The sequence below is a fragment of the Streptomyces sp. NPDC101165 genome (genome assembly GCF_044768135.1).
In the GTDB taxonomy this organism is placed as follows: domain Bacteria; phylum Actinomycetota; class Actinomycetes; order Streptomycetales; family Streptomycetaceae; genus Streptomyces.
The window spans coordinates 480,830-499,875 of record NZ_JBIWPG010000004.1 but is presented as its reverse complement, the minus strand read 5'-3'; the positions used below and the strand labels follow the sequence as shown (position 1 = coordinate 499,875).

17 protein-coding genes and 1 pseudogene are annotated in these 19,046 nt (G+C 72.2%); 8 read left to right on the top strand and 10 right to left on the bottom strand.

All coding sequences use genetic code 11. The annotated features are described in order from the left end of the window. Positions 1 to 53: 53 nt before the first annotated feature. From ACIRVH_RS11405 to ACIRVH_RS11385, 5 genes are all read right to left on the bottom strand, one after another. Positions 54 to 3,416, bottom strand: coding sequence for an SAV_2336 N-terminal domain-related protein (locus tag ACIRVH_RS11405; RefSeq protein WP_403950925.1), 3,363 nt, complete (start codon positions 3,414 to 3,416; stop codon positions 54 to 56). A 7-nt stretch (positions 3,417 to 3,423) separates the two neighbouring features. Next, entirely contained in the window at positions 3,424 to 4,437 is a 1,014-nt protein-coding gene (locus tag ACIRVH_RS11400; protein ID WP_403950923.1) for an AAA family ATPase, read from the bottom strand. Between the two features lie 178 nt (positions 4,438 to 4,615). Then, a complete protein-coding gene (locus ACIRVH_RS11395) occupies positions 4,616 to 6,772 on the bottom strand; it encodes a trypsin-like peptidase domain-containing protein (RefSeq protein ID WP_403950920.1) in 2,157 nt (718 codons plus the stop codon). Next, positions 6,769 to 7,179: a CU044_2847 family protein gene (locus ACIRVH_RS11390; protein ID WP_403950917.1), complete on the bottom strand. Its 411-nt coding sequence runs from the start codon at positions 7,177 to 7,179 to the stop codon at positions 6,769 to 6,771. Before ACIRVH_RS11390 ends, ACIRVH_RS11395 begins: the two co-directional genes overlap by 4 nt. Before the next feature lie 118 nt (positions 7,180 to 7,297). Further along, positions 7,298 to 7,477: a DUF6104 family protein gene (locus ACIRVH_RS11385; RefSeq protein WP_003992906.1), complete on the bottom strand. Its 180-nt coding sequence runs from the start codon at positions 7,475 to 7,477 to the stop codon at positions 7,298 to 7,300. Between the two features lie 280 nt (positions 7,478 to 7,757). Here ACIRVH_RS11385 and ACIRVH_RS11380 point away from each other — a divergent pair, with 280 nt between their 5' ends. Together ACIRVH_RS11380 and ACIRVH_RS11375 are read left to right on the top strand one after the other, a co-directional pair. Then, complete coding sequence (locus ACIRVH_RS11380; protein ID WP_403950914.1) at positions 7,758 to 8,741, top strand: DUF4097 family beta strand repeat-containing protein; 984 nt, start codon at positions 7,758 to 7,760, stop codon at positions 8,739 to 8,741. 1 nt (position 8,742) lies between these two features. Further along, positions 8,743 to 9,819 (top strand): PadR family transcriptional regulator, encoded by a 1,077-nt coding sequence (locus tag ACIRVH_RS11375; protein WP_403950911.1) that lies wholly within the window; start codon positions 8,743 to 8,745, stop codon positions 9,817 to 9,819. A gap of 92 nt (positions 9,820 to 9,911) precedes the next feature. Here ACIRVH_RS11375 and ACIRVH_RS11370 read toward each other — a convergent pair whose 3' ends face one another. Together ACIRVH_RS11370 and ACIRVH_RS11365 are read right to left on the bottom strand one after the other, a co-directional pair. Beyond that, positions 9,912 to 10,877 carry a zinc-binding dehydrogenase gene (locus ACIRVH_RS11370; protein WP_403950908.1) on the bottom strand — a complete coding sequence of 322 codons (966 nt, stop codon included), beginning with the start codon at positions 10,875 to 10,877 and terminating at the stop codon, positions 9,912 to 9,914. Between the two features lie 191 nt (positions 10,878 to 11,068). Continuing rightward, positions 11,069 to 12,289: an NADP-dependent malic enzyme gene (locus tag ACIRVH_RS11365; RefSeq protein ID WP_403950906.1), complete on the bottom strand. Its 1,221-nt coding sequence runs from the start codon at positions 12,287 to 12,289 to the stop codon at positions 11,069 to 11,071. A gap of 573 nt (positions 12,290 to 12,862) precedes the next feature. Here ACIRVH_RS11365 and ACIRVH_RS11360 point away from each other — a divergent pair. From ACIRVH_RS11360 to ACIRVH_RS11350, 3 genes are read left to right on the top strand one after another with little or no spacing between them, the layout of a single operon-like run. After that, complete coding sequence (locus ACIRVH_RS11360) at positions 12,863 to 13,822, top strand: ABC transporter substrate-binding protein (protein WP_403950904.1); 960 nt, start codon at positions 12,863 to 12,865, stop codon at positions 13,820 to 13,822. 37 nt (positions 13,823 to 13,859) lie between these two features. After that, positions 13,860 to 14,792 carry an amino acid ABC transporter permease gene (locus ACIRVH_RS11355; RefSeq protein ID WP_403950901.1) on the top strand — a complete coding sequence of 311 codons (933 nt, stop codon included), beginning with the start codon at positions 13,860 to 13,862 and terminating at the stop codon, positions 14,790 to 14,792. 50 nt (positions 14,793 to 14,842) lie between these two features. Then, positions 14,843 to 15,595: an amino acid ABC transporter ATP-binding protein gene (locus ACIRVH_RS11350; RefSeq protein WP_145883205.1), complete on the top strand. Its 753-nt coding sequence runs from the start codon at positions 14,843 to 14,845 to the stop codon at positions 15,593 to 15,595. Between the two features lie 73 nt (positions 15,596 to 15,668). Here the strand turns inward: ACIRVH_RS11350 and ACIRVH_RS11345 are convergent, their stop codons facing one another. Then, entirely contained in the window at positions 15,669 to 16,427 is a 759-nt protein-coding gene (locus tag ACIRVH_RS11345; RefSeq protein WP_403950898.1) for a class I SAM-dependent methyltransferase, read from the bottom strand. A gap of 100 nt (positions 16,428 to 16,527) precedes the next feature. Between ACIRVH_RS11345 and ACIRVH_RS11340 the strand changes: the two genes are divergently transcribed. After that, the gene (locus ACIRVH_RS11340) at positions 16,528 to 17,157 is read left to right on the top strand and encodes a CGNR zinc finger domain-containing protein (protein ID WP_403950895.1); all 630 of its coding nucleotides are present in this window, start codon (positions 16,528 to 16,530) and stop codon (positions 17,155 to 17,157) included. Here ACIRVH_RS11340 and sodX read toward each other — a convergent pair. Beyond that, on the bottom strand, positions 17,061 to 17,495 hold the full coding sequence (sodX, locus tag ACIRVH_RS11335) for a nickel-type superoxide dismutase maturation protease (RefSeq protein WP_403950998.1): 435 nt from the start codon (positions 17,493 to 17,495) through the stop codon (positions 17,061 to 17,063). The genes ACIRVH_RS11340 and sodX overlap by 97 nt on opposite strands. Before the next feature lie 145 nt (positions 17,496 to 17,640). On the opposite strand from sodX, the gene sodN reads away from it, so the two are divergent. Further along, a complete protein-coding gene (gene sodN, locus ACIRVH_RS11330; protein ID WP_019075224.1) occupies positions 17,641 to 18,036 on the top strand; it encodes a superoxide dismutase, Ni in 396 nt (131 codons plus the stop codon). A 135-nt stretch (positions 18,037 to 18,171) separates the two neighbouring features. On the opposite strand, the pseudogene ACIRVH_RS11325 reads toward sodN, so the two are convergent. Continuing rightward, a pseudogene (locus ACIRVH_RS11325) lies at positions 18,172 to 18,548 on the bottom strand (polyphosphate kinase 2); the annotation flags it as partial. A 68-nt stretch (positions 18,549 to 18,616) separates the two neighbouring features. Between ACIRVH_RS11325 and ACIRVH_RS11320 the strand changes: the two are divergent. Further along, on the top strand, positions 18,617 to 19,015 hold the full coding sequence (locus tag ACIRVH_RS11320) for a helix-turn-helix transcriptional regulator (RefSeq protein ID WP_386578279.1): 399 nt from the start codon (positions 18,617 to 18,619) through the stop codon (positions 19,013 to 19,015). The last annotated feature ends 31 nt before the right edge of the window (positions 19,016 to 19,046 follow it).

Sequence of the window (19,046 nt, the reverse complement as noted above, 5' to 3'; positions counted from 1 at the left end):
GCAACGGCTGCCCAGTTCTTCCCGACGGACCGCCGCGGGAAACCCGCCGAGGATCAACTCCGGTCAATATCAATCGTGTTGATCCAGTCACCGGCCCACGGCCACCAGGGCGGCGCCACCGCCTGCCACTCCACCTCGGGCATCCCGCGCCCCGCGTCCGCCCACTGCTGCGCCGCCGTGAAGCCCTCGTCCATCCGCCTGGTCAGTTCCACGTCCCCCCAGTCCACGTCCCGCAACACACCGATCAGCCGCTGCCACTGCTCCCGCGCGGCGCGATAGGCCTCCTGGGCGGCGGCGGGCCGCCCCATCAGCGCCAGCGCCGCCCCGCTGCCGTGGCGCGCCCGCGCGGCCGCGACCGACCCCGGCTCGGCCCCGTGCGCCGCCTGCGCCTCCCGCTCCGCGTTCTCGTACGCCTGCAGAGCGTCGACGAGCACGGGCACTCCGGCCCGGTACCACCCCTCCAGCCGAACCCGCCCCAACTGCAGCCAGGCCTCGGCCCGTACGGCCGCGTCGGCCGCCGCGCGCACGGCCTGGCCGAGCAGGTGCCGGCTCTCGAACAGGTCGGGCAGGAAGCCGAGATGGCGGAACCGCTGGGCCAGTGCGCTGCCGACCAGGCCCTGCAGCCGCCCGCGCTGGGCGGACCGGGCGGGCAGCGACTTCAGCGCCTCGCGCAGGACGTACTCGGCCCGGTCCACGATGCCCGAGCCGTCCGCCGCCGAGGCCCGCCGGAGCAGCGACTCGCCCCAGGTGGTGAGGAGTTGGCAGCGCAGGGTGCCGTCGGCGGGTGCGAGCAGTGCGGCCCGTTCGTACGTCTCGTCGGCCTCCCGGGCCTCCCCCGCCGCGTCGTGGAAGGCGGCCAGCGCGGCCAGGCAGGGCAGCAGCAGCTCGGGATCGTCCCCGGCGGCCCGCCGGGCCCGCAGCAGCGCCCGCCGTGTCTCCCCGTCCTCGGCCCCCGACTCCCGCAGCGCCCGCGCCAGATCCAGCAAGGCGGGGCCGCGTACGGCATCGGCGGCTCCCTCGGCGTCCAGGATCCCGCAGGCTTCCCGCAGCTCCCCGACGGCCGCACCGGGATGCCGCAGATCGAGCAGGATCCGGCCACGCAGCAACAGCCGGGCCCGGTGGGCGACGACGGGCCAGGGCACGGAGCCCGCCCCGGCGGGCTGCTGCACACCGGTCGCTTCCTCCGCCTGGCTGCGGCCCGGACGGCCCTCGGGGTCCGCCGGGGTGGGTCCGGACGCCGCGGGATCGCCGGGGTCGGCGCCGGAGCCGTCCGGCGCGGATCCGGGCGCGTCGAGTCCGCCGGAACCGTTCGGATCGGTGTCCCCGTCCTCCCGTTGCCGCGCCCTGAACCAGGACCGCGCCCGCTCCGTCAGTCCCGGCCAGGGAGCCGGCTCGGGGTCGAGGACGTCCAGGGCGGCCGTGAGGCGGTCGGTCTCGGCCGTCAGCTGCCACAGCTCTCTTCGGCAGGAGGCGAGTTCCAGGGCGGCCTCGGCCCGTTCGCGGCTGTCGGCGGGGGCCGCCGCGTGGGCCGCGGCGAGTTCGGTCGCGGCCTCGCGCAGCAGTTCGGCACGTCTGCCCGCCGTACGCGCGGCCGCCGTGCCCGCCTCGGCGCGCAGGATGCGGCCGAGGACCAGGTGGGACCGCAGGCCGGTGCCGGGGGCGGTACCGGTGCCCGGGACGGCTGCCGCGAGGGCCTGTTCGCGGGCGCGGTGCAGCACCTCCGGGTCGGCCAGGTGGTGCCACTGGTCGAGCAGGCGCTCGGCCTCGGTCAGCGGGTCGGGCGTGACCAGGTCCGGCAGGTAGAAGCGCAGGACCCGGGCCGGGATGCGGGCGAACAGCTCGGCCTCGACGCTGCCGCCGCCCTCCGCCGAGCCGGGATCCTCGGGCAGGGAAGCGGCTCCGGCGGCCGGGCCGTGGTCGGCGAGCCGGGCCGCGGCGAGGGCGGCGAAGTTGCGGGTGCCCCGGCCGAAGTGCCGTTCCACATAGGCCGAGCAGTGCTTGAGCACGAGGCCGGCCGTGTCCTGGTCCAGGGAGGACAGGAGCAGGTCCTGCACCCGGCCCGAGTAGGCGAAGCAGGGCTGGTCCTCGGTGCCGGGGAGCTGCCGGAGCAGCCCGCCGAGCAGGACCTCGGCCAGTTCCATGGGGCCCGTGTCGGGCAGCATCGCCCGCTGGACCAGTTGCATGACGGGCAGGGTGAGGGGGGCGGCGGCGAGGTAGACGGCCAGGCGCAGGGCGCCGGGTGAGGCTCCGGCGCGGAAGGCGCGCAGCAGGTCGTCGTCGCTGCGCGGTGCCGCCGTGGCGGGGGCGGCCGCCGGGGCCGTACCCGGGTCGGTGAAGGCGGCCCAGGCGCGCTCGCTGGTGGGACCGGCGCCGCCGAGCAGCCGGGCGAAGGCCTCGAAGGCCTCCGGGGTGGGCTGCAGCACCGGCACGGGCCGGGCCCCCTGCGCCGGTTCCTCCCAGGGCTCGTCGTCGGGCAGGAAGCCGAGGCGGCCGCCGACTTCGGCGGGGCGCAGCAGCAGGCCGGGCTCGGCGGGCAGCGCGGTGCGGCCCCACAGGCGGGGCGGCAGCGGCTGGACGACGGCCAGCGGGGCGGTGCGCGGCCACTGGTGCAGCAGGCGCTGTGCGCTGCCGTTCTGCCACAGCGGGCCCACGCAGTCGCTGATGACGAAGGTGAGCCGGCGGCCGGTGGGGTCGTGCAGTTCGTCGGCGGGGCGCAGCCGGGTGTGCCGGCCGGGGCCCGCGGTCGTACCGACGAGGGGCGCGCCGGAGTCGTCGGCGTACAGGTGGTGGACGCGGACGGAGGAGAACGCACCGGACTGCTGGCAGGCCTGGCGCAGTTCCTCGACCAGCTGCCCCCAGACGGCCATGGCGGGCCCGGTGTCCATGAGCAGCTGGACGTCGCAGCGCCGACGGCGGCCGGGCCGGGTGACCGGGAGCAGGATGCCGCTCGCGGCGGCGCGGTCGGCGGTGGCCTCCTCGTCGATCGGGTCGTCCTCGGAGCGTACGGAGGCGACCCGGTAGCGGCCGAGCGCACGCAGCGCCTTCTCCAGCCCGAGCAGTCCCGGCAGGGCACCGGCGGCGGGCGCGCGGACGGGGAACGCGGCGGGCGCGACGGAGTCGGACCGCGGGCGCGGGGTGAGACCGGGGGTGAGCAGCGGGACCGGGGCGGCGGGGGCGTCCGTCCGGGCCCGGGGCGGGTCGGTGACCGGCGTCGCGGCGGAATCGGGCGGCGACGGCTCCGAGTCGCCGTCGGCCTGGTGGGCCGGGGTGGTGCCGGGCGGTCCGGGGGCGTCGCGGGGCGGGGCCGCGCCGAGCCGCCGGGCCAGCCAGACCGCGTCCGCCACGTCCTCGGCGGTGAGGTCGAGCCCGCCCTGGCGCAGCTTGCCGATCAGCTCGTCCAGGCGCATCCCGGGCATCGGGCCATCACCTCGTACGGTCGAGCGGCTGCATGAGCATCTCGGCGATCCGCTCCCGGGTGAGGCTCTGCGCGCGCGGGTCGTGCCGGGTGAGGAAGAGGGCGTTGAGGAGCTGGTCGGCGGCGAGCACCTCGCCGGGTTCGCGCTCCAGGAACCTGCGGATGAGATCCGGGCCGGCCTCGACGCCGTCCGCGCCGAGATGCGCCTCGACCATGGCGGTGAGCTGCTCCTCGCCGGGCGGGTCCAGCTCCAGCTGGACGCAGCGCCGCAGGAGGGGGGCGGGGAAGTCGCGTTCGCCGTTGGAGGTCAGGACGATCACCGGGAAGGCGGTGCACGCGATCCGTCCGCCGTGCACGGCGACCCGGTCGCCGCCGTGGTCGAGCACCTCGACGACGGGTTCGCGGTCGGCCAGCCGCTCCAGCTCCGGGATCGAGAACTCGCCTTCCTCCAGGGTGTTGAGCAGGTCGTTGGGCAGGTCGAGGTCGCTCTTGTCGAGTTCGTCGATGAGCAGCACGCGGGGCTGCTCGGCGGGCAGCAGCGCGGTGCCGAGCGGGCCGAGCCGGATGTACGAGCCGATGCCGGGGGCGGCCGTCGCGTCCTCGGCGCCGCGGGCGCGCTCCAGCTGGACGTCCTGGAGGCGGCCTATCGCGTCGTACCGGTACAGGCCGTCCTGGAGGGTGGTGCGGCTGACGATGGGCCAGCGCAGGACCTTGCCGAGGCCGAGTTCATGGGCGATCGCGTACGCCAGGGTCGACTTGCCCGTGCCCGGGTTGCCGGTCACCAGCAGGGGCCGGCGCAGATAGAGGGCCGCGTTGACCGCGTCCACCTCGGCCGGCCGGGGCGCGTAGCTCTCGACCAGACGGCGGCGGACGCCGAGCCGGCGGGCGCTGCTGGGGTCCTCCGGGCCGGTCTCCGTGCTCTCCCGGGAGGCCGCGAAGTCGCGCCAGGGCGGCGGTGCCGGCAACCGCAGCATGCCGTCGTGCGGCTGACCCACTCCGCGGTAGATCCGCCAGTCGTTCACCTTGGGCTCCTCCCGGCTCTGGTGATCATGCAGCGGGCCCGGCCGTTCGACGTACGAGGCTACCGTCAGGCGGCCGTGTCCGCTTGGGTTCGGGGGGTCCGGCGTTCACTTCCGGCCCGCCGAACAGCCTTGCGAATCAAGGGGATTGACGGGGTGTCCGGCGTGGACGCGGGGCGGGTCACCCGCCGGGGGCGGCCAGTGGCGGCGGCCGCATCGTCTCGGTGCCGTACGGCGGCCGGTCCGGCGGATCGAACAGTACGGCCAGCTTCCCGCGCAGGCCCTGGGCCCGGGCCGACTCGGGGTCGTACAGCCGGATGCGCAGGTCACGCACCGGGCCGTGCAGGCCCTCGGCGTTCCGGGCCATCCCCAGCACATGGGCGGCCTGCCGGTGGAAGTCCTTGCACTCGTCGTGGTCGTGCCGGTCCCGGCGCCAGAGCACCACCGAGTGGCCGGCCATCAGCGCGTCCCTCATCGCCGCCTGCCCCTCCCCGCTGCCGACGGGACCGCAGTAGACCGGAACGCACGCGTCGTCCATCGCCGACAGGGCGCCGTAGTACGGGTACTTGCCCGCGGAGCGGGCCGCGGCGGGGTGGCCGTCGTCCGGGGCCCGGCCGTGCAGCGGCTCGTGCGCGAGCGGCCCGCCGACCACGCCGCGCCGGCGCCTGCGCCACTCGGGCGTGGGCGGACGGTCGTTGCGCAGCACGTCCCGGACGACGACGGTCCGGCGCATCCCGAGCGGCATGGACCGCTCGTCGACGACATCACCGTCGTCCTCGTCGTCGTCCGTGTCCGTCTCCGTGGTCGCCATGGCCTCGGCACCGGGCAGCAACTGCCACTCGTCCACCGGCAGATCGAACAGCTTGCGCGGCAGGAACACCTCCAGCGCGGCCAGATGCTCCCCGTGGTCGCCCTGGCTGAGCGCCTGGGCCAGCGGTCCGCGCAGGGCCGCGGCCAGCTCCTCGACGCGGACGCCGCGGTCGTCGGCGTCGACCGGGGTGACGTCCAGGCCGTCGTAGATCAGCTGCACGCTCCACGGGTAGCGCCCGTCGTACATGGGCCGGCCCACCTTGACGAGGACGTCGGTCCGGGTGGCGGCCGGCCGTACGACGGGCGGGGCCGCGGGCCCGGCGGGGCGACCGCCGTCACCGCCCTGGCCGTCGACGCCCTCCAGCAGCCCCCGGATCGCCTCGCCCACCGCCCAGTTCCGGTGGCCGTCCGCCTGCCCGCCGAGCCAGTCGGCGAATGCCCTCAGCCGCGCGGGATCCACCTCGCCGGGCCGCTCCTGCACGGACCTTCGGACCACCTTGGCCGCGTACAGCAGGACGGCGTCGAGGTCGACCAGCGTGCCGCCGCCGCCCGGCTCCAGCGTGCGCAGCCCGTACAGCAGCCCGGCGCCCTCACGCCACGTCCGCACGTTCTGCAGCACCAGCGAGCGCAGCCGCTCGCCGCGCACCTGCTCCTTGACCTCCTCCACGAGGTGGACGATCTCGCCCGCTCCGGTGGGCGGCGGCAGCTCGGCGAGGTGGCCGTAGAGCCGGGCGCGGAGGTCGGCGGTGATCGCGGTGGCGGGGGGCGCGAGGGCGGGCAGGGCGGCCTGGAGCGTGGTCCAGTTCGCGTACGGCGACGGGTCGTCGAGGAGGCGAAGGTGGTGCAGGTCGTGTGCGCGCAGGACCTCGTGCAGGACGGCGGGGCCCTCGCGCGGGTCCGGCAGCTCGTGCAGGGCGGTGACCGGGACGGCGACCCCCTCCTCCCGGCGGCGCCCCTTGATCACGCCGATGACGGAGCCGTGCCGCAGGTCCAGGACGGGCCCGCCGGACAGCCCGCCGATCGGCAGACTGCCGCCGAGCAGCAGCGCCCGTGCGTCGGAGCCCGCCAGCTCACCGGTGCCGTGCCGGATGCCCAGTTCGCCGGTCTGCACGGACCAGCCGTACAGCCCGATCGGGGTGCGGGCGCCGGGCTCGCGGTCGCTCAGCCAGAGGCAGCGCACGTCGTCCGCGCCGCTGACGCGGACGAGCGCGAGGTCGGGGAACGGCCAGGGATCGCGGAACGACTCCGGGGTCTCGGGCCGTGGCGCGAGGAGTTCGGCCGTCCCGGCGCCGGTGCGCTCCTCCCACGTGCCGGCAGCGGTGCGCTCCTGCCAGGTCACGCGTATGGCGCTCTCCCCTCGGCACACCGCGGCTCCCCCCTTCCCCACGACGTGGGCGCAGGTCAACAGCCGGCCGGGGGCTATGAAGAACCCCGACCCCCAGTACAGGTCACGGTCCGTTGCATACCCGTCACCCGGTGCGCCGATGCGTGCGAGGGAGGGGCGCACCATCTCGTCGAAGGCGCTCATACGGTGCCGGAGGCCGGGGACCGGGGCGGTACGACGGCGCCGCCGGGCGCCGCGGGGTCCGTGCCGTCCGCCGTCGCGGGCGGTTCGGTCCAGGTCAGGGACACCGTGAGGGAGGACTTGCCGCCGCCCTCCGCGATGGCGCTCACGATCTTGCCGGCCTGCGCCGTCAGTTCGATTCCGAAGCTGACGGACACCTCGACCGGGGCGGGTGTGTCCAGACCGGCGCGCAGAGAGCGCACGACGCCCCCGACCGTGCCGGCGAGGCCGCCCGCCATGTCGATGACCCGGTCCCCGAAGCCGGTGTCCCAGTACGCGCCGTCACCCAGCGCTTCCTCGTCGGCCGCGCCGATCCTGGCCCAGACGACGGTTCCGTCGTCGAGCCGTATGCGTTCGACTCCTCCACCCATGACGCCCCCGTTCGCTGAATGGGAGGAGAAGGCTAACTCCGGATAAAGCGACGGGGGAGGGTCATGGGAGGAGAAGGCCGATGATCGCCCCTACTGTGACGGAAGTGGTCGCTGCGGCCTACTCGTCGTCCTCGTCGTCGAGCCGCGCGAGCCAGGTCGCGAGCCGCTCGACGGGCACCTCGAAGTCCGGGTTCAGATCCACGAACGTGCGCAGCTGCTCGGCAAGCCACTCGAACGTGACCTCTTCCTCGCCGCGCCGCTTCTCCAACTCCTCGATCCCGCGGTCGGTGAAGTACATGGGCTGCCTTTCCTGCGTGTACGTAGCTCAGGGACAGCCTATGCAACGGGGAACGATCACGTACCCGTGCACCCACGCAGAGCAGCACCCCGGCGCATGAGCCACCCGCGCTCGCGCACCTTTTCGTACGCCGGCCGCAGCGCCCCACGCGCCAGGAACGCCGGGAGCGCCACACCAACGGGTGTCTTGACTTTCGACGACCGCGATATATCGTGTTTGACAGAAGACGCGATATGGCGTGTCGCGGCAGCGCGACCGCGTCCCGCCGAGGAGGCTCCCCATGTCCGAGTGGTCCGTCACCGAGCCGCGGAAGCTCACGTTCGACACCCCCGTGAGCGACCTGCACGTGCGCATCGTCAACGGAACGGTGAACGTCGTGGGCACGGACGAAGGTTCCGCCCGTCTGGAGGTCTCGGACATCGAGGGCCCGCCTCTGACCGTCAAGCAGGAGGGCGGCACCCTCACGGTGGCCTACGAGGACCTGCCCTGGAAGGGCTTCCTCAAGTGGCTCGATCGCAAGGGCTGGCGGCGCAGCGCCGTCGTCTCCCTCGCGGTCCCCGCCGACACGCGCGTGGAGGTGGGCGTGGTCGGCGCGGCCGCGGTCGTCTCCGGCCTCGACGGCCCCTCGGTGATCAAGGGCGTCAACGGCGACACGACCCTCGTCGGCCTCTCCGGCCCGGTCCGCGCCGACACCGTGTCCGGGAACCTGGAGGCCCAGGCCGTCACGGGCGACCTGCGGTTCAACTCGGTCTCGGGCGACCTGACCGTGGTCGAGGGCTCGGGCGCCTCCGTCCGCGCCGACTCCGTCAGCGGCTCCATGATCATCGACCTGGACCCGGACGGCCCCACCGACGTCCGGCTCACCAGCGTCTCCGGCGAGATCGCCATCCGCCTGCCGCACCCGGCGGACGCGGACGTGGAGGCGAACACCGCGAGCGGCACGATCTCCAACGCCTTCGACGGCCTGCGGGTCCACGGCCAGTGGGGCGCCCACAAGATCACCGGACGGCTCGGCGCGGGCAACGGCAAGCTCCGGGCCACCACGGTCTCCGGCTCCATCGCCCTGCTGCGCCGCCCGCCGGGCGAGGACGAGCACGACACCCCGTGGGAGGCGGCGCCGCCCGCCGACCCCGCGGCCACCGGGACACCGACCGACCCGGCGGCCGTACCCGGGGCCGTCCCGGGGGACAATTCCGTCTCCGGCCGGGGCTCCGACGCCCCCGGCGACCCGGCCGACGGCACGACCGACAAGAAGGTGCTCTGACATGCCCCCCGTCTTCGCCCACGGCCGCCTCCGCCTCTATCTGCTCAAGCTGCTCGACGAGGCCCCGCGTCACGGCTACGAGGTGATAAGGCTCCTCGAAGAGCGCTTCCAGGGCCTGTACGCCCCCTCGGCGGGCACGGTCTACCCCCGCCTGGCCAAGCTGGAGGCCGAGGGCCTGGTCACCCACACCACCGAGGGCGGCCGCAAGGTGTACGCCATCACGGACGCCGGCCGCGCCGAACTGGCCGACCGCAGCGGCGAACTGGCCGACCTGGAGCTGGAGATCCGCGAGTCCGTCGCCGAACTCGCCGCCGAGATAAAGGCGGACGTGCGCGGTGCGGCGGGCGACCTGCGGCGCGAGATGCGCGCGGCCGCCTCCGAGGCCCGCCGGGGCACCAGGGCGGGCGGCGGCGAGGCGGGCCCCTTCGCGGAGTACGGCGACCTCACCGACAAGGAGGCCTGGCGGGCCGCCAAGGAGGAGATGCGCCGGGTCAAGCAGGAGTGGAAGGAACAGGCCCGCCGCGCCAAGGACGAGAGCCGTCGGGCCCGCGAGGAGGCCCAGCGGGCCCGGCACCAGGCCCAGGAGGCCCAGGCGCGGGCGCGGGCCCAGGCCCAGGAGGAGATGCAGCGCATCGCCCGCCACGTCCAGGAGCGGGTGCAGGACCACTTCACGCGCGGCGACTGGCCGACCGGCGTACGGGAGGGCCTGACCGAACTGGCCAAGGAGTTCGGCGAGTTCGGGAAGGACTACGGGAAGGAGGTCGGCAGGGACTGGGGCTTCGGCCGCGCCGCCGGGGAGCCGGGCCAGGGCGTCCGCAAGCCGGCCCCCGCTTCGGGACCGGACTACACCGCCACCCCGGAGGACTTCCCGGCCGAGTACGAGCCGTCCTGGGCCCACGAGGACGGCACCGGCGACCCCACCCGCGACCTGGACCGCCTGCTCGACCGCTTCCGCGACGACATCCGCGACGCGGCCCGCGACCACGGCGTCACCGCCGACCAGCTCCGCGACGCCCGCCGCCAGCTGTCGGCGGCGGCGGCCCACATCGGGGCGCTGCTGCGCGGCCCGAAGGTCTGACCCACCCAGGCCGACCCGGCGGCGTGCCCCGGACACCCGGGACACGCCGCCGGACGGAGAAGCGTCGGCCGCACCTCGGCGGCCACGGCAGATCAGCCGTTGGTCAGGACGATCTTCCCGAACTGATCGCCGGACTCCAGCCGTTCGAAGCCCTCGCGGGCCCGGTCCAGGGGCAGCACCTCGTCGATGACGGGTCGTACGCCGGTGGCGGCGCAGAAGGAGAGCAGGTCCTCCAGCTCCTCCTTGGTGCCCATGGTGGAGCCGACGACCTTCAGTTCCAGGAAGAAGATCCGGGTCAGCTCGGCGTGCGAGGGACGGTCGCCGCTGGTGGCACCGGAGATGACGATCGTCCCGCCGGGCCGCAGGGACTTCACCGAGTGGGACCAGGTGGCGGCGCCGACGGTCTCGATGACGGCGTCCACCCGCTGCGGCAGCCGGGCCCCCGGCTCCACCGCCTCGACCGCGCCCAGATCCAGGGCCCGCTTCCGCTTCGCCTCGTCCCGGCTGGTGGCGAAGACCCGCAGACCGGCCGCCTTGCCCAGCACGATCGCGGCCGTGGCGACACCGCCGCCCGCGCCCTGCACGAGGACCGAGTCACCGGGTCGCACCCCGGCGTTGGTGAACAGCATCCGGTACGCCGTCAGCCACGCGGTCGGCAGGCAGGCGGCCTCCGCGAAGGACAGCTCCTTCGGCTTGGGCAGGACGTTCCAGGTCGGCACGGCGACCTGCTCGGCGAAGGTGCCCTGGTAGCGCTCGGTGAGGATGGAGCGCGGCTCCTTGGGGCCGACGCCGTGACCGGTCTGGCCGATGACGGAGTGCAGGACGACCTCGTTGCCGTCCTCGTCGATCCCGGCGGCGTCGCAGCCGAGGATCATCGGCAGCCGTTCCTCCGGGAGTCCGACGCCCCGCAGGGACCAGAGGTCGTGGTGGTTGAGGGAGGCGGCCCGCACGGTGATCGTGCTCCAGCCGGGCCGGGCCTCGGGGGCCGGGCGCTCCCCCAACTCAAGGCCGGAGAGCGGCTGGTCGCGGTCGATTCGGGCGGCGTAGGCAGCGAACATGGGCTCGACGATAGGTGCGCTGTGCAGCTGACGGAACTGCACGGCGCTGTGACACATGCCCTCTTGCATGACGGCACCCGTGCGGCGCAGCCCGGCGCCCCCGCCCTCGAGGGCGCCCTCGCGGCACCCGAACGGGCGGGCGCGTAAAGAAAATGGCCCCGCCCAAAAGGACGGGGCCATTCAGCGCAACGTCAGCGACGAGCAACGCCCTCGGCACGAGCAGCGGCAGCAACCGCCGCGGTCACGGCCGGAGCAACCCGCTCGTCGAACGGTGACGGGATGACGTAGTCGGCGGCGAGGTCGTCCCCGACCACAGCGGCCAGCGCCTCCGCGGCAGCGATCTTCATGCCCTCGGTGATCCGAGTGGCCCGCACCTGCAGCGCGCCCGCGAAGATGCCCGGGAAGGCCAGCACGTTGTTGATCTGGTTCGGGAAGTCCGAGCGCCCGGTCGCGACGACCGCCGCGTACTTGTGGGCCACGTCGGGGTGGACCTCCGGGTTCGGGTTGGCCATCGCGAACACGAAGGCACCCTCCGCCATGGAGGCCACGGCCTCCTCCGGGACCGTACCGCCGGAGACGCCGATGAAGACGTCGGCGCCCGCGAGGGCGTCCTCCAGCGAGCCGGTGATGCCGGCCTTGTTGGTGAACCCGGCCAGTTCGCGCTTGACCGACGTCAGGTCCTCGCGGTCCGCCGACACGACGCCCTTGCGGTCCGCCACCGCCACGTCCCCGATGCCGGCCTCGACCAGCATCTTGGCGATGGCGACACCGGCCGCGCCGGCGCCCGAGATGACGGCCCGCAGCTGCCCGATCTCGCGCCCGCTCAGCCGCGCCGCGTTCCGCAGCGCCGCGAGGGTCACGACGGCAGTGCCGTGCTGGTCGTCGTGGAAGACCGGGATGTCGAGCCGCTCCTGGAGCTGCTTCTCGATCTCGAAGCACCGGGGTGCCGAGATGTCCTCCAGGTTCACTCCGCCGAAGGAGGGAGCGAGCCGGACCACGGTCTCGACGATCTCGTCCACGCCCGTGCAGTCGAGCGCGATCGGCACCGCGTCGACGCCACCGAACTGCTTGAACAGGATCGCCTTGCCCTCCATCACGGGGAGGGAGGCCTGGGGACCGATGTCCCCGAGCCCGAGCACGGCCGTACCGTCGGTCACGACAGCCACCACGGAGGACTTCCAGGTGTAGTCGTTGACCAGGTCCGGCTGCTCCGCGATCGCGGTGCACACGCGGGCGACGCCGGGCGTGTACGCGAGGGAAAGGTCGTCCTTGTCGCGGACCGGCACGGTGGCCTGCACGGCCATCTTGCCGCCACGGTGCAGCGCGAACGCCGGATCGAAGGAATCGAGGGGCTCGGCCCCGTCCTGATCCGTACTGCTGTCGCTGCGAGGATTGACGATCTCCGCTGCCACTTTGTTTTACCCCTTAGGTATGCATGGTTTGAGGGTCGACCACTCCTGGTGAGGGGTGGGCGGGCACCGCGCAAGGCCCGATTGCTGATACGTACGAGCACATACGCGACGGGCGCGCCGCACACGCGCCCTGAGCCCCGGATGAGGGGTGTAAAGAACCTTCTTACCGGACGGACGGCGCTCACGACGAGTCCATTAGGTGCAAGGTCACATCTCGCGACCAGAAGGCCACACGTGGATGACACGCGGCTGACACGAGCACAACACAGATATGACTCGTGGGTAACTCGAACCTGATCGATCATCCGCGCAACGAGGGACCACATCGTGAGATGACCCGAAGATTTTCCGGCCGGAGTGATGGATTTCCGCAGATCTGCGGCCGTGAAGTCCCGTCCTGGCGGGACCTGACGCGGTTCGGGGGTCACCCGTTATGCGATTTTGACATAGTGACGCCCCTGAATGGCGTAGTCCGAATGGCAAGATGCGGTAAACCCACGAGGTCGCGACACCCGATGGTGTGTGTTTCCGTCGACCCATCGGCACCTCTTCCCTTCCGCCGGAGGAACCACGATGACCGCAAGCTCCACCCGTCGTACGACCGCCGCGCACTCCCGGCTCACCGCGGTCGGTGCGATCGCGGTCGCAGGCGCCCTGCTGCTCACCGGCTGCGGTGACCAGACCAAGGGCAAGGACAACGGCTCCGGCAGTGCGTCCACCAGCAATGCCCCGCTCGCCGACAAGCTCCCCAAGGAGATCCGCGACAAGGGCGAGATCAAGGTCGGTTCGGACATCGCCTACGCCCCGGTCGAGTTCAAGGACTCCTCCGGCAACGTCGTCGGCCTCGACCCCGACCTCGCGGCGGCCATGGGCAAGCAGCTCGGCGTGAAGCTCACGTTCGAGAACGGCACCTTCGACGCCCTGCTCACCGGTCTGCGCTCCGGCCGCTACGACACCGCGATGTCGGCGATGACGGACAACAAGAACCGTCAGGAGGGCGTCGACCCGGACACCGGCAAGAAGGTCGGCGAGGGTGTCGACTTCGTCGACTACCTGACCGCCGGTGTCTCGATCTACACCCGCAAGGGCGACACCAAGGGCATCACGTCCTGGACGGACCTGTGCGGCAAGAAGATCGCCGTCGAGCGCGGCACCGTCTCGGAGGACCTGGCCAAGCAGGAGGCCAAGAAGTGTCCGAGCGGCAAGAAGCTCTCCATCGAGGCGTTCGACGACGACCAGCAGTCCCAGACCCGGCTGCGCTCGGGCGGCGTGGACGCGGCCTCCTCCGACTTCCCGGTCGCCGCGTACGCGGTGAAGACCTCGGGCGGCGGCAAGGACTTCCAGATCGTCGGTGACCAGGTCGAGGCGGCCCCGTACGGCATCGCCGTCGCCAAGAGCGACACCCAGCTGCGGGACGCGCTCCAGGCCGCGATGAACGCGATCATCAAGAGCGGCGAGTACCAGAAGATCCTCGAGAAGTGGGGCGCCGAGGACGGCGCCGTCAAGGAGTCCGCGATCAACGGCGGCAAGTGACCCGCGGCACCCGAGCGGCCACCGAGAGGCAACACCCGTGACTGACATCGAGAAGACGGCGGAGCCGGCGGACACCCCGCCGGCCGGCCCGGAGGCCATCAAGGCCATCCCGGTCCGGCACTACGGGCGGTACGTCACCGCCGTCATCGCGATCGCGATCCTCGTCGCGATCATCTACGCGTTCGGCCAGGGCAAGATCAACTGGCACGCGGTTCCGGACTACTTCTTCGACGACCGGATCTTGACCGGTGTCTACAAGACCCTCCTGCTGACGGTCCTGTCGATGCTGATCGGCATCCTGGGCGGCATCGGCCTCGCCGTGATGCGCCTGTCGAAGAACCCGGTGACCTCGTCGATCGCATGGTTCTACATCTGGTTCTTCCGCGGCACCCCGGTCCTGGTCCAGCTGTTCCTGTGGTTCAACCTGGGCCTGGTCTTCGAGTACATCAACCTCGGTCCGATCTACAAGAACTACTGGTCGGACTTCATGACGCCGCTGCTGACGGCGCTGCTCGGCCTCGGCCTGAACGAGGCCGCGTACATGGCGGAGATCTGCCGTGCCGGCCTGCTCGCGGTCGACGAGGGCCAGACCGAGGCGGCCCACGCGCTGGGCATGAGCCACAGCAAGACGCTGCGCCGGATCGTCATCCCGCAGGCGATGCGCGTGATCGTGCCGCCGACGGGCAACGAAGTCATCAACATGCTGAAGACGACCTCGCTCGTGGCGGCCGTCCAGTATCCCGAGCTCTTCCGTTACGCCCAGGACATCGGCCAGAACTCCGGCGCCCCGGTGGAGATGTACTTCCTGGCCGCGGCCTGGTACCTGATCATGACGTCGATCCTCAGCGTCGGCCAGTACTACATCGAGCGGTACTACGCCCGCGGTTCCAGCCGCAGCCTGCCGCCCACTCCGTGGCAGAAGGTCAGGGCACACCTGACGACCTTCTCGAGCAGGAAGGTCACGGCATGACCGACAAGCTGAGCAAGACGGACTCCACCCCGCAGCACTCGTCCGTCCCGATGGTCAAGTCCGAGGGCGTGCACAAGTCCTTCGGTCCCGTCGAGGTCCTCAAGGGCATCGACCTGGAGGTGAAGCCGGGCGAGGTGTTCTGCCTCATCGGCCCCTCCGGCTCCGGCAAGTCGACCTTCCTGCGGTGCATCAACCACCTCGAGAAGGTCAACGCGGGCCGTCTGTACGTGGACGGCGAGCTGGTCGGCTACCGCCAGAAGGGCGACAAGCTGTACGAGCTGAAGGACAGCGAGGTCGCGCTCAAGCGCCGGGACATCGGCATGGTCTTCCAGCGCTTCAACCTGTTCCCGCACATGACGGCCGTGGAGAACGTCATCGAGGCGCCGGTCCAGGTCAAGGGCGCCTCCAAGGCCGAGACCAAGGAGCGTGCCATGCAGCTCCTGGAGCGTGTGGGCCTGGCCGACAAGGCCGGGAACTACCCCTCGCAGCTCTCCGGCGGCCAGCAGCAGCGCGTCGCCATCGCCCGCGCCCTCGCCATGGACCCGAAGCTGATGCTGTTCGACGAGCCGACCTCGGCCCTCGACCCGGAGCTGGTCGGCGACGTCCTGGACGTCATGCGCGACCTCGCCGAGTCGGGCATGACGATGGTCGTCGTCACCCACGAGATGGGCTTCGCCCGCGAGGTGGGCGACAGCCTGGTCTTCATGGACGGCGGCGTGGTGGTCGAATCCGGCCATCCCCGCGACGTGCTGACGAACCCTCAGCACGAGCGGACCCAGTCGTTCCTGTCCAAGGTGCTCTGACGCTCCACCACGAGAAGGGCGGTACGGGATCCCCGTACCGCCCTTCTCCGTGGGTGCGCCCGCTCCGGTGCGGCTACTTCAGTGCGAGGAGCAGCGTGTCCGACGGCGAGCACCACACGGGCCGTGCCTCGGCGAAGCCCTTCTCGCGCAGCACGCGCGCGTGCCATGCCGCGGACGGCATGTCCCCGTCGGCGTGCTCGCCGTAGATCTCGAAGCGGCGGGCGGTGGGCTCGGCGAGGACCGGGTCCTTCGCCGCCACCTGCCACCACTCGGCCCAGTCCAGGGCACCGTCCTGCTTGGCCTGATCCATGCGCGCGTGCCGCTGGGCGCGCTCCGCCGCGTTGATCCGGGGCGTGCTCTCGTCGATCATGTGGTCCGCGTTCATGAAGACACCGCCGTCGCGGACCAGCCCCGCGACCCGACCGTAGAGGGCCGCGAGGGGTTCGCTGTGCAGCCAGTGCAGGGCCGTGGCCGTCAGGACCGCGTCGTAGGAGTCGTACGGCAGCCGCGCCGGCCAGTCGGGGTCCTTGAGGTCCGCGGTGACGAAGGAGACGCGGTCGTCGCCCTCGAAGGTGCCGCGCGCGATGGCGAGCAGGGCCGGGTCGAGGTCGACGCCGGTGCTGGTGGCCTCGGGGAACCGCGCCAGCAGCCGGGCGGTGATGGTGCCGGTGCCGCAGGCGAGGTCGAGCACGCGCGGGGCCGTGCCGACCAGCGCCTCGACCATGTCGAGCATGATCCGGAACCGCTCCTCGCGGTCCGGCATGTACCACTCCTGCTGCCGGTCCCAGCTCTCCTGCCAGGCGGCCCAGTCGGTTCCGGTGCTGGTGGTCATCGATTCCCCGTCCCCTCATGCATGCGTAATACCCTGGAAGCACGACCGGCTGTTACCCGACCGCAGACATGACCATAGAGCGCCTCCGTAAGGACTACAAGTGGAACTGGCCTATTACTCGGATTACGCCGTACGCCTCGTCAACAGCGAGGAACCGGTCCGGGGCAAGGACTCGCTGACCTCGGTCGAGGCCGTCCGCGACCTCTTCGGGGTGAACGCGTCGGCGGGCCGCCGCGCCACCGACGCCGATGTCACGCGCTTCCGCTCGGTACGGGGCAGGCTGCGCGCGGTCTTCGAGGCGGCGGACCAGGGCGACGAGACGCTCGCCGTGGACCTGCTGAACTCCCTGTTGCTGGAGTTCCCGGTGAGCCCGCAGATCTCCGGGCACGACTACCGCGACGAGGACGGCCGCCCCCTGTGGCACATGCACCTGGCCGACCACCCGTCCAACGCCACCGCGGGCTACGCCGCCATAGCGGCGATGGGCCTGGCGTTCCACCTGACCGAGTACGGCGTCGACCGCCTCGGCCTGTGCCAGGCCGCGCCCTGCCGCAACGCCTACCTCGACACGTCCACCAACCGCTCCCGGCGCTACTGCTCGGACCGCTGCGCGACCCGCGCCAACGTGGCCGCCTACCGCGCCCGCAAGCGCCTGGAGGCCGACCGGTCGGGCAGCAGCGGCCTGGCGGCCGAGAGCACCCAGCGCGCCACCGCCAGCGGCGAGCGCTGACCGTCCTTGAGCGGCCGGTACCGGAACCGCGCCTTGCCGAGGATCAGCTCCTCGGGCACGACCCCGTAGTCGGTACTGTCCCCGCCCGCGTAGGGATTGTCCCCGAGCACCCACCAGCCGCCGTCGCGCCGCTCCACGGCACGCTTGACGACCAGCAGGTCCTGCTGGAAGGGATGACGCAGGACGACGACGTCCCCGGGCCTGATCGCGGCCCCGTACTGCAACAGCAGCCGGTCTCCGTGATGCAGCGTGGGAACCATGGACGGGCCGGTCACCTCGGCCAGCCCGAAGGGCGCCCCGGCCCTCCCCCGCTCGGTCTCCTGCGACAGCTCCGGCATCCCCGGCACCTCCCCGGTCCGTTCCTCCACCAGTCTCAGTCTGACCCTGGACTTTTGTCCTAAGCCCTAGGGGGCACTCACGAAAACCCGTCCCTCAGGGAGTAATGTCGCACCTGAGAAGACGATCACGAGGAAGGAATGCTCCATGCTTTCCCGCCTGTTTGCCCCCAAGGTCAAGGTCAGCGCGCACTGCGACCTGCCCTGCGGTGTGTACGACCCGGCCCAGGCCCGCATCGAGGCGGAGTCCGTGAAGGCCGTTCAGGACAAGATGGCCGCCAACGACGACCCGCACTTCCAGGCGCGTGCCACCGTCATCAAGGAGCAGCGCGCGGAGCTGGCCAAGCACCACGTCTCCGTGCTCTGGAGCGACTACTTCAAGCCCCCGCACTTCGAGAAGTACCCGGAGCTGCACCAGCTGGTGAACGACACCCTGAAGGCCCTCTCGGCCGCCAAGGCGTCGACCGACCCGGCCACGGGCCAGAAGGCTCTGGACTACATCGCCCAGATCGACAAGATCTTCTGGGAGACCAAGAAGGCCTGAGCATCCCGCCTTCCCGCACCCGGTCCCCGGGGCCGCCGAACACGGCGTGCCTGGGGGCCGGGTGCGGTTTTTTCGCGCCTGACCAGGAGGCCCTCGCGATGCGCCCCGTCCCTGGGGCCGGGCCTGGTGGGCGCGGTCGTCCTCCCCCGCCTCCAGGAGCCCCGCCGCCGCACCCACGATGCGCGGGTCGGGCGTGCCGACGACCTCCTCGTCCTTGTCGGTGCAGGCGAAGCGGGCCAGGACGCTGCGCACGGCCTCGACGCGGGCGCGTTTCTTGTCGTTGCTCTTCACGACGGTCCACGGGGCGTGCTCGGTGTCCGTCTCGCGGAACAAGACGACCTTCGCGCCGATGAGTCGTCCCAGCGGTCCAGCGAGGCCAGGTCCATCGGGCTGAGCTTCCACTGCCGTACGGGGTCGACCTGACGGATCGTGAAGCGGGTGCGCTGCTCGCTCTGCGAGACGGAGAACCAGAACTTGACCAGGTCGACGCCGTCGTCCACGAGCATCCGTTGGTGAATGCGTTCCGGCCGGACGTGGACGTTCCGGCCGGGCCCAGGGCGCGCTGTGCCAAGCTGGGGAGGTGACCCTGGAGGACCTGGTACGGCTGCGGCGGGTGCGCGACCGCATGGACCGCGAGTACGCCGAGCCGCTCGACATGACCGAGCTGGCGCGTGGCGCCCACATGTCGCCCGGCCACTTCCAGCGCAGCTTCCGCAAGGCGTACGGGGAGACGCCGTACAGCTATCTGATGACCCGCCGGGTCGAGCGGGCCAAGGCGCTGCTGCGCCGCGGCGACCTCACCGTGACCGAGGTGTGCTTCGCGGTGGGCTGTACCTCCCTCGGCTCCTTCAGCTCCCGGTTCACCGAGCTGGTCGGCGAGACACCGAGCGCCTACCGGGCCCGCCCGCACGAGGAGAGCGCGGTGATCCCGTCCTGCGTGGCCCGTACGTTCACCCGCCCGCGCCGCCGGCCGTACTGAAGCGGCCGGACGCGTCTGGCCCTAGCGTGAA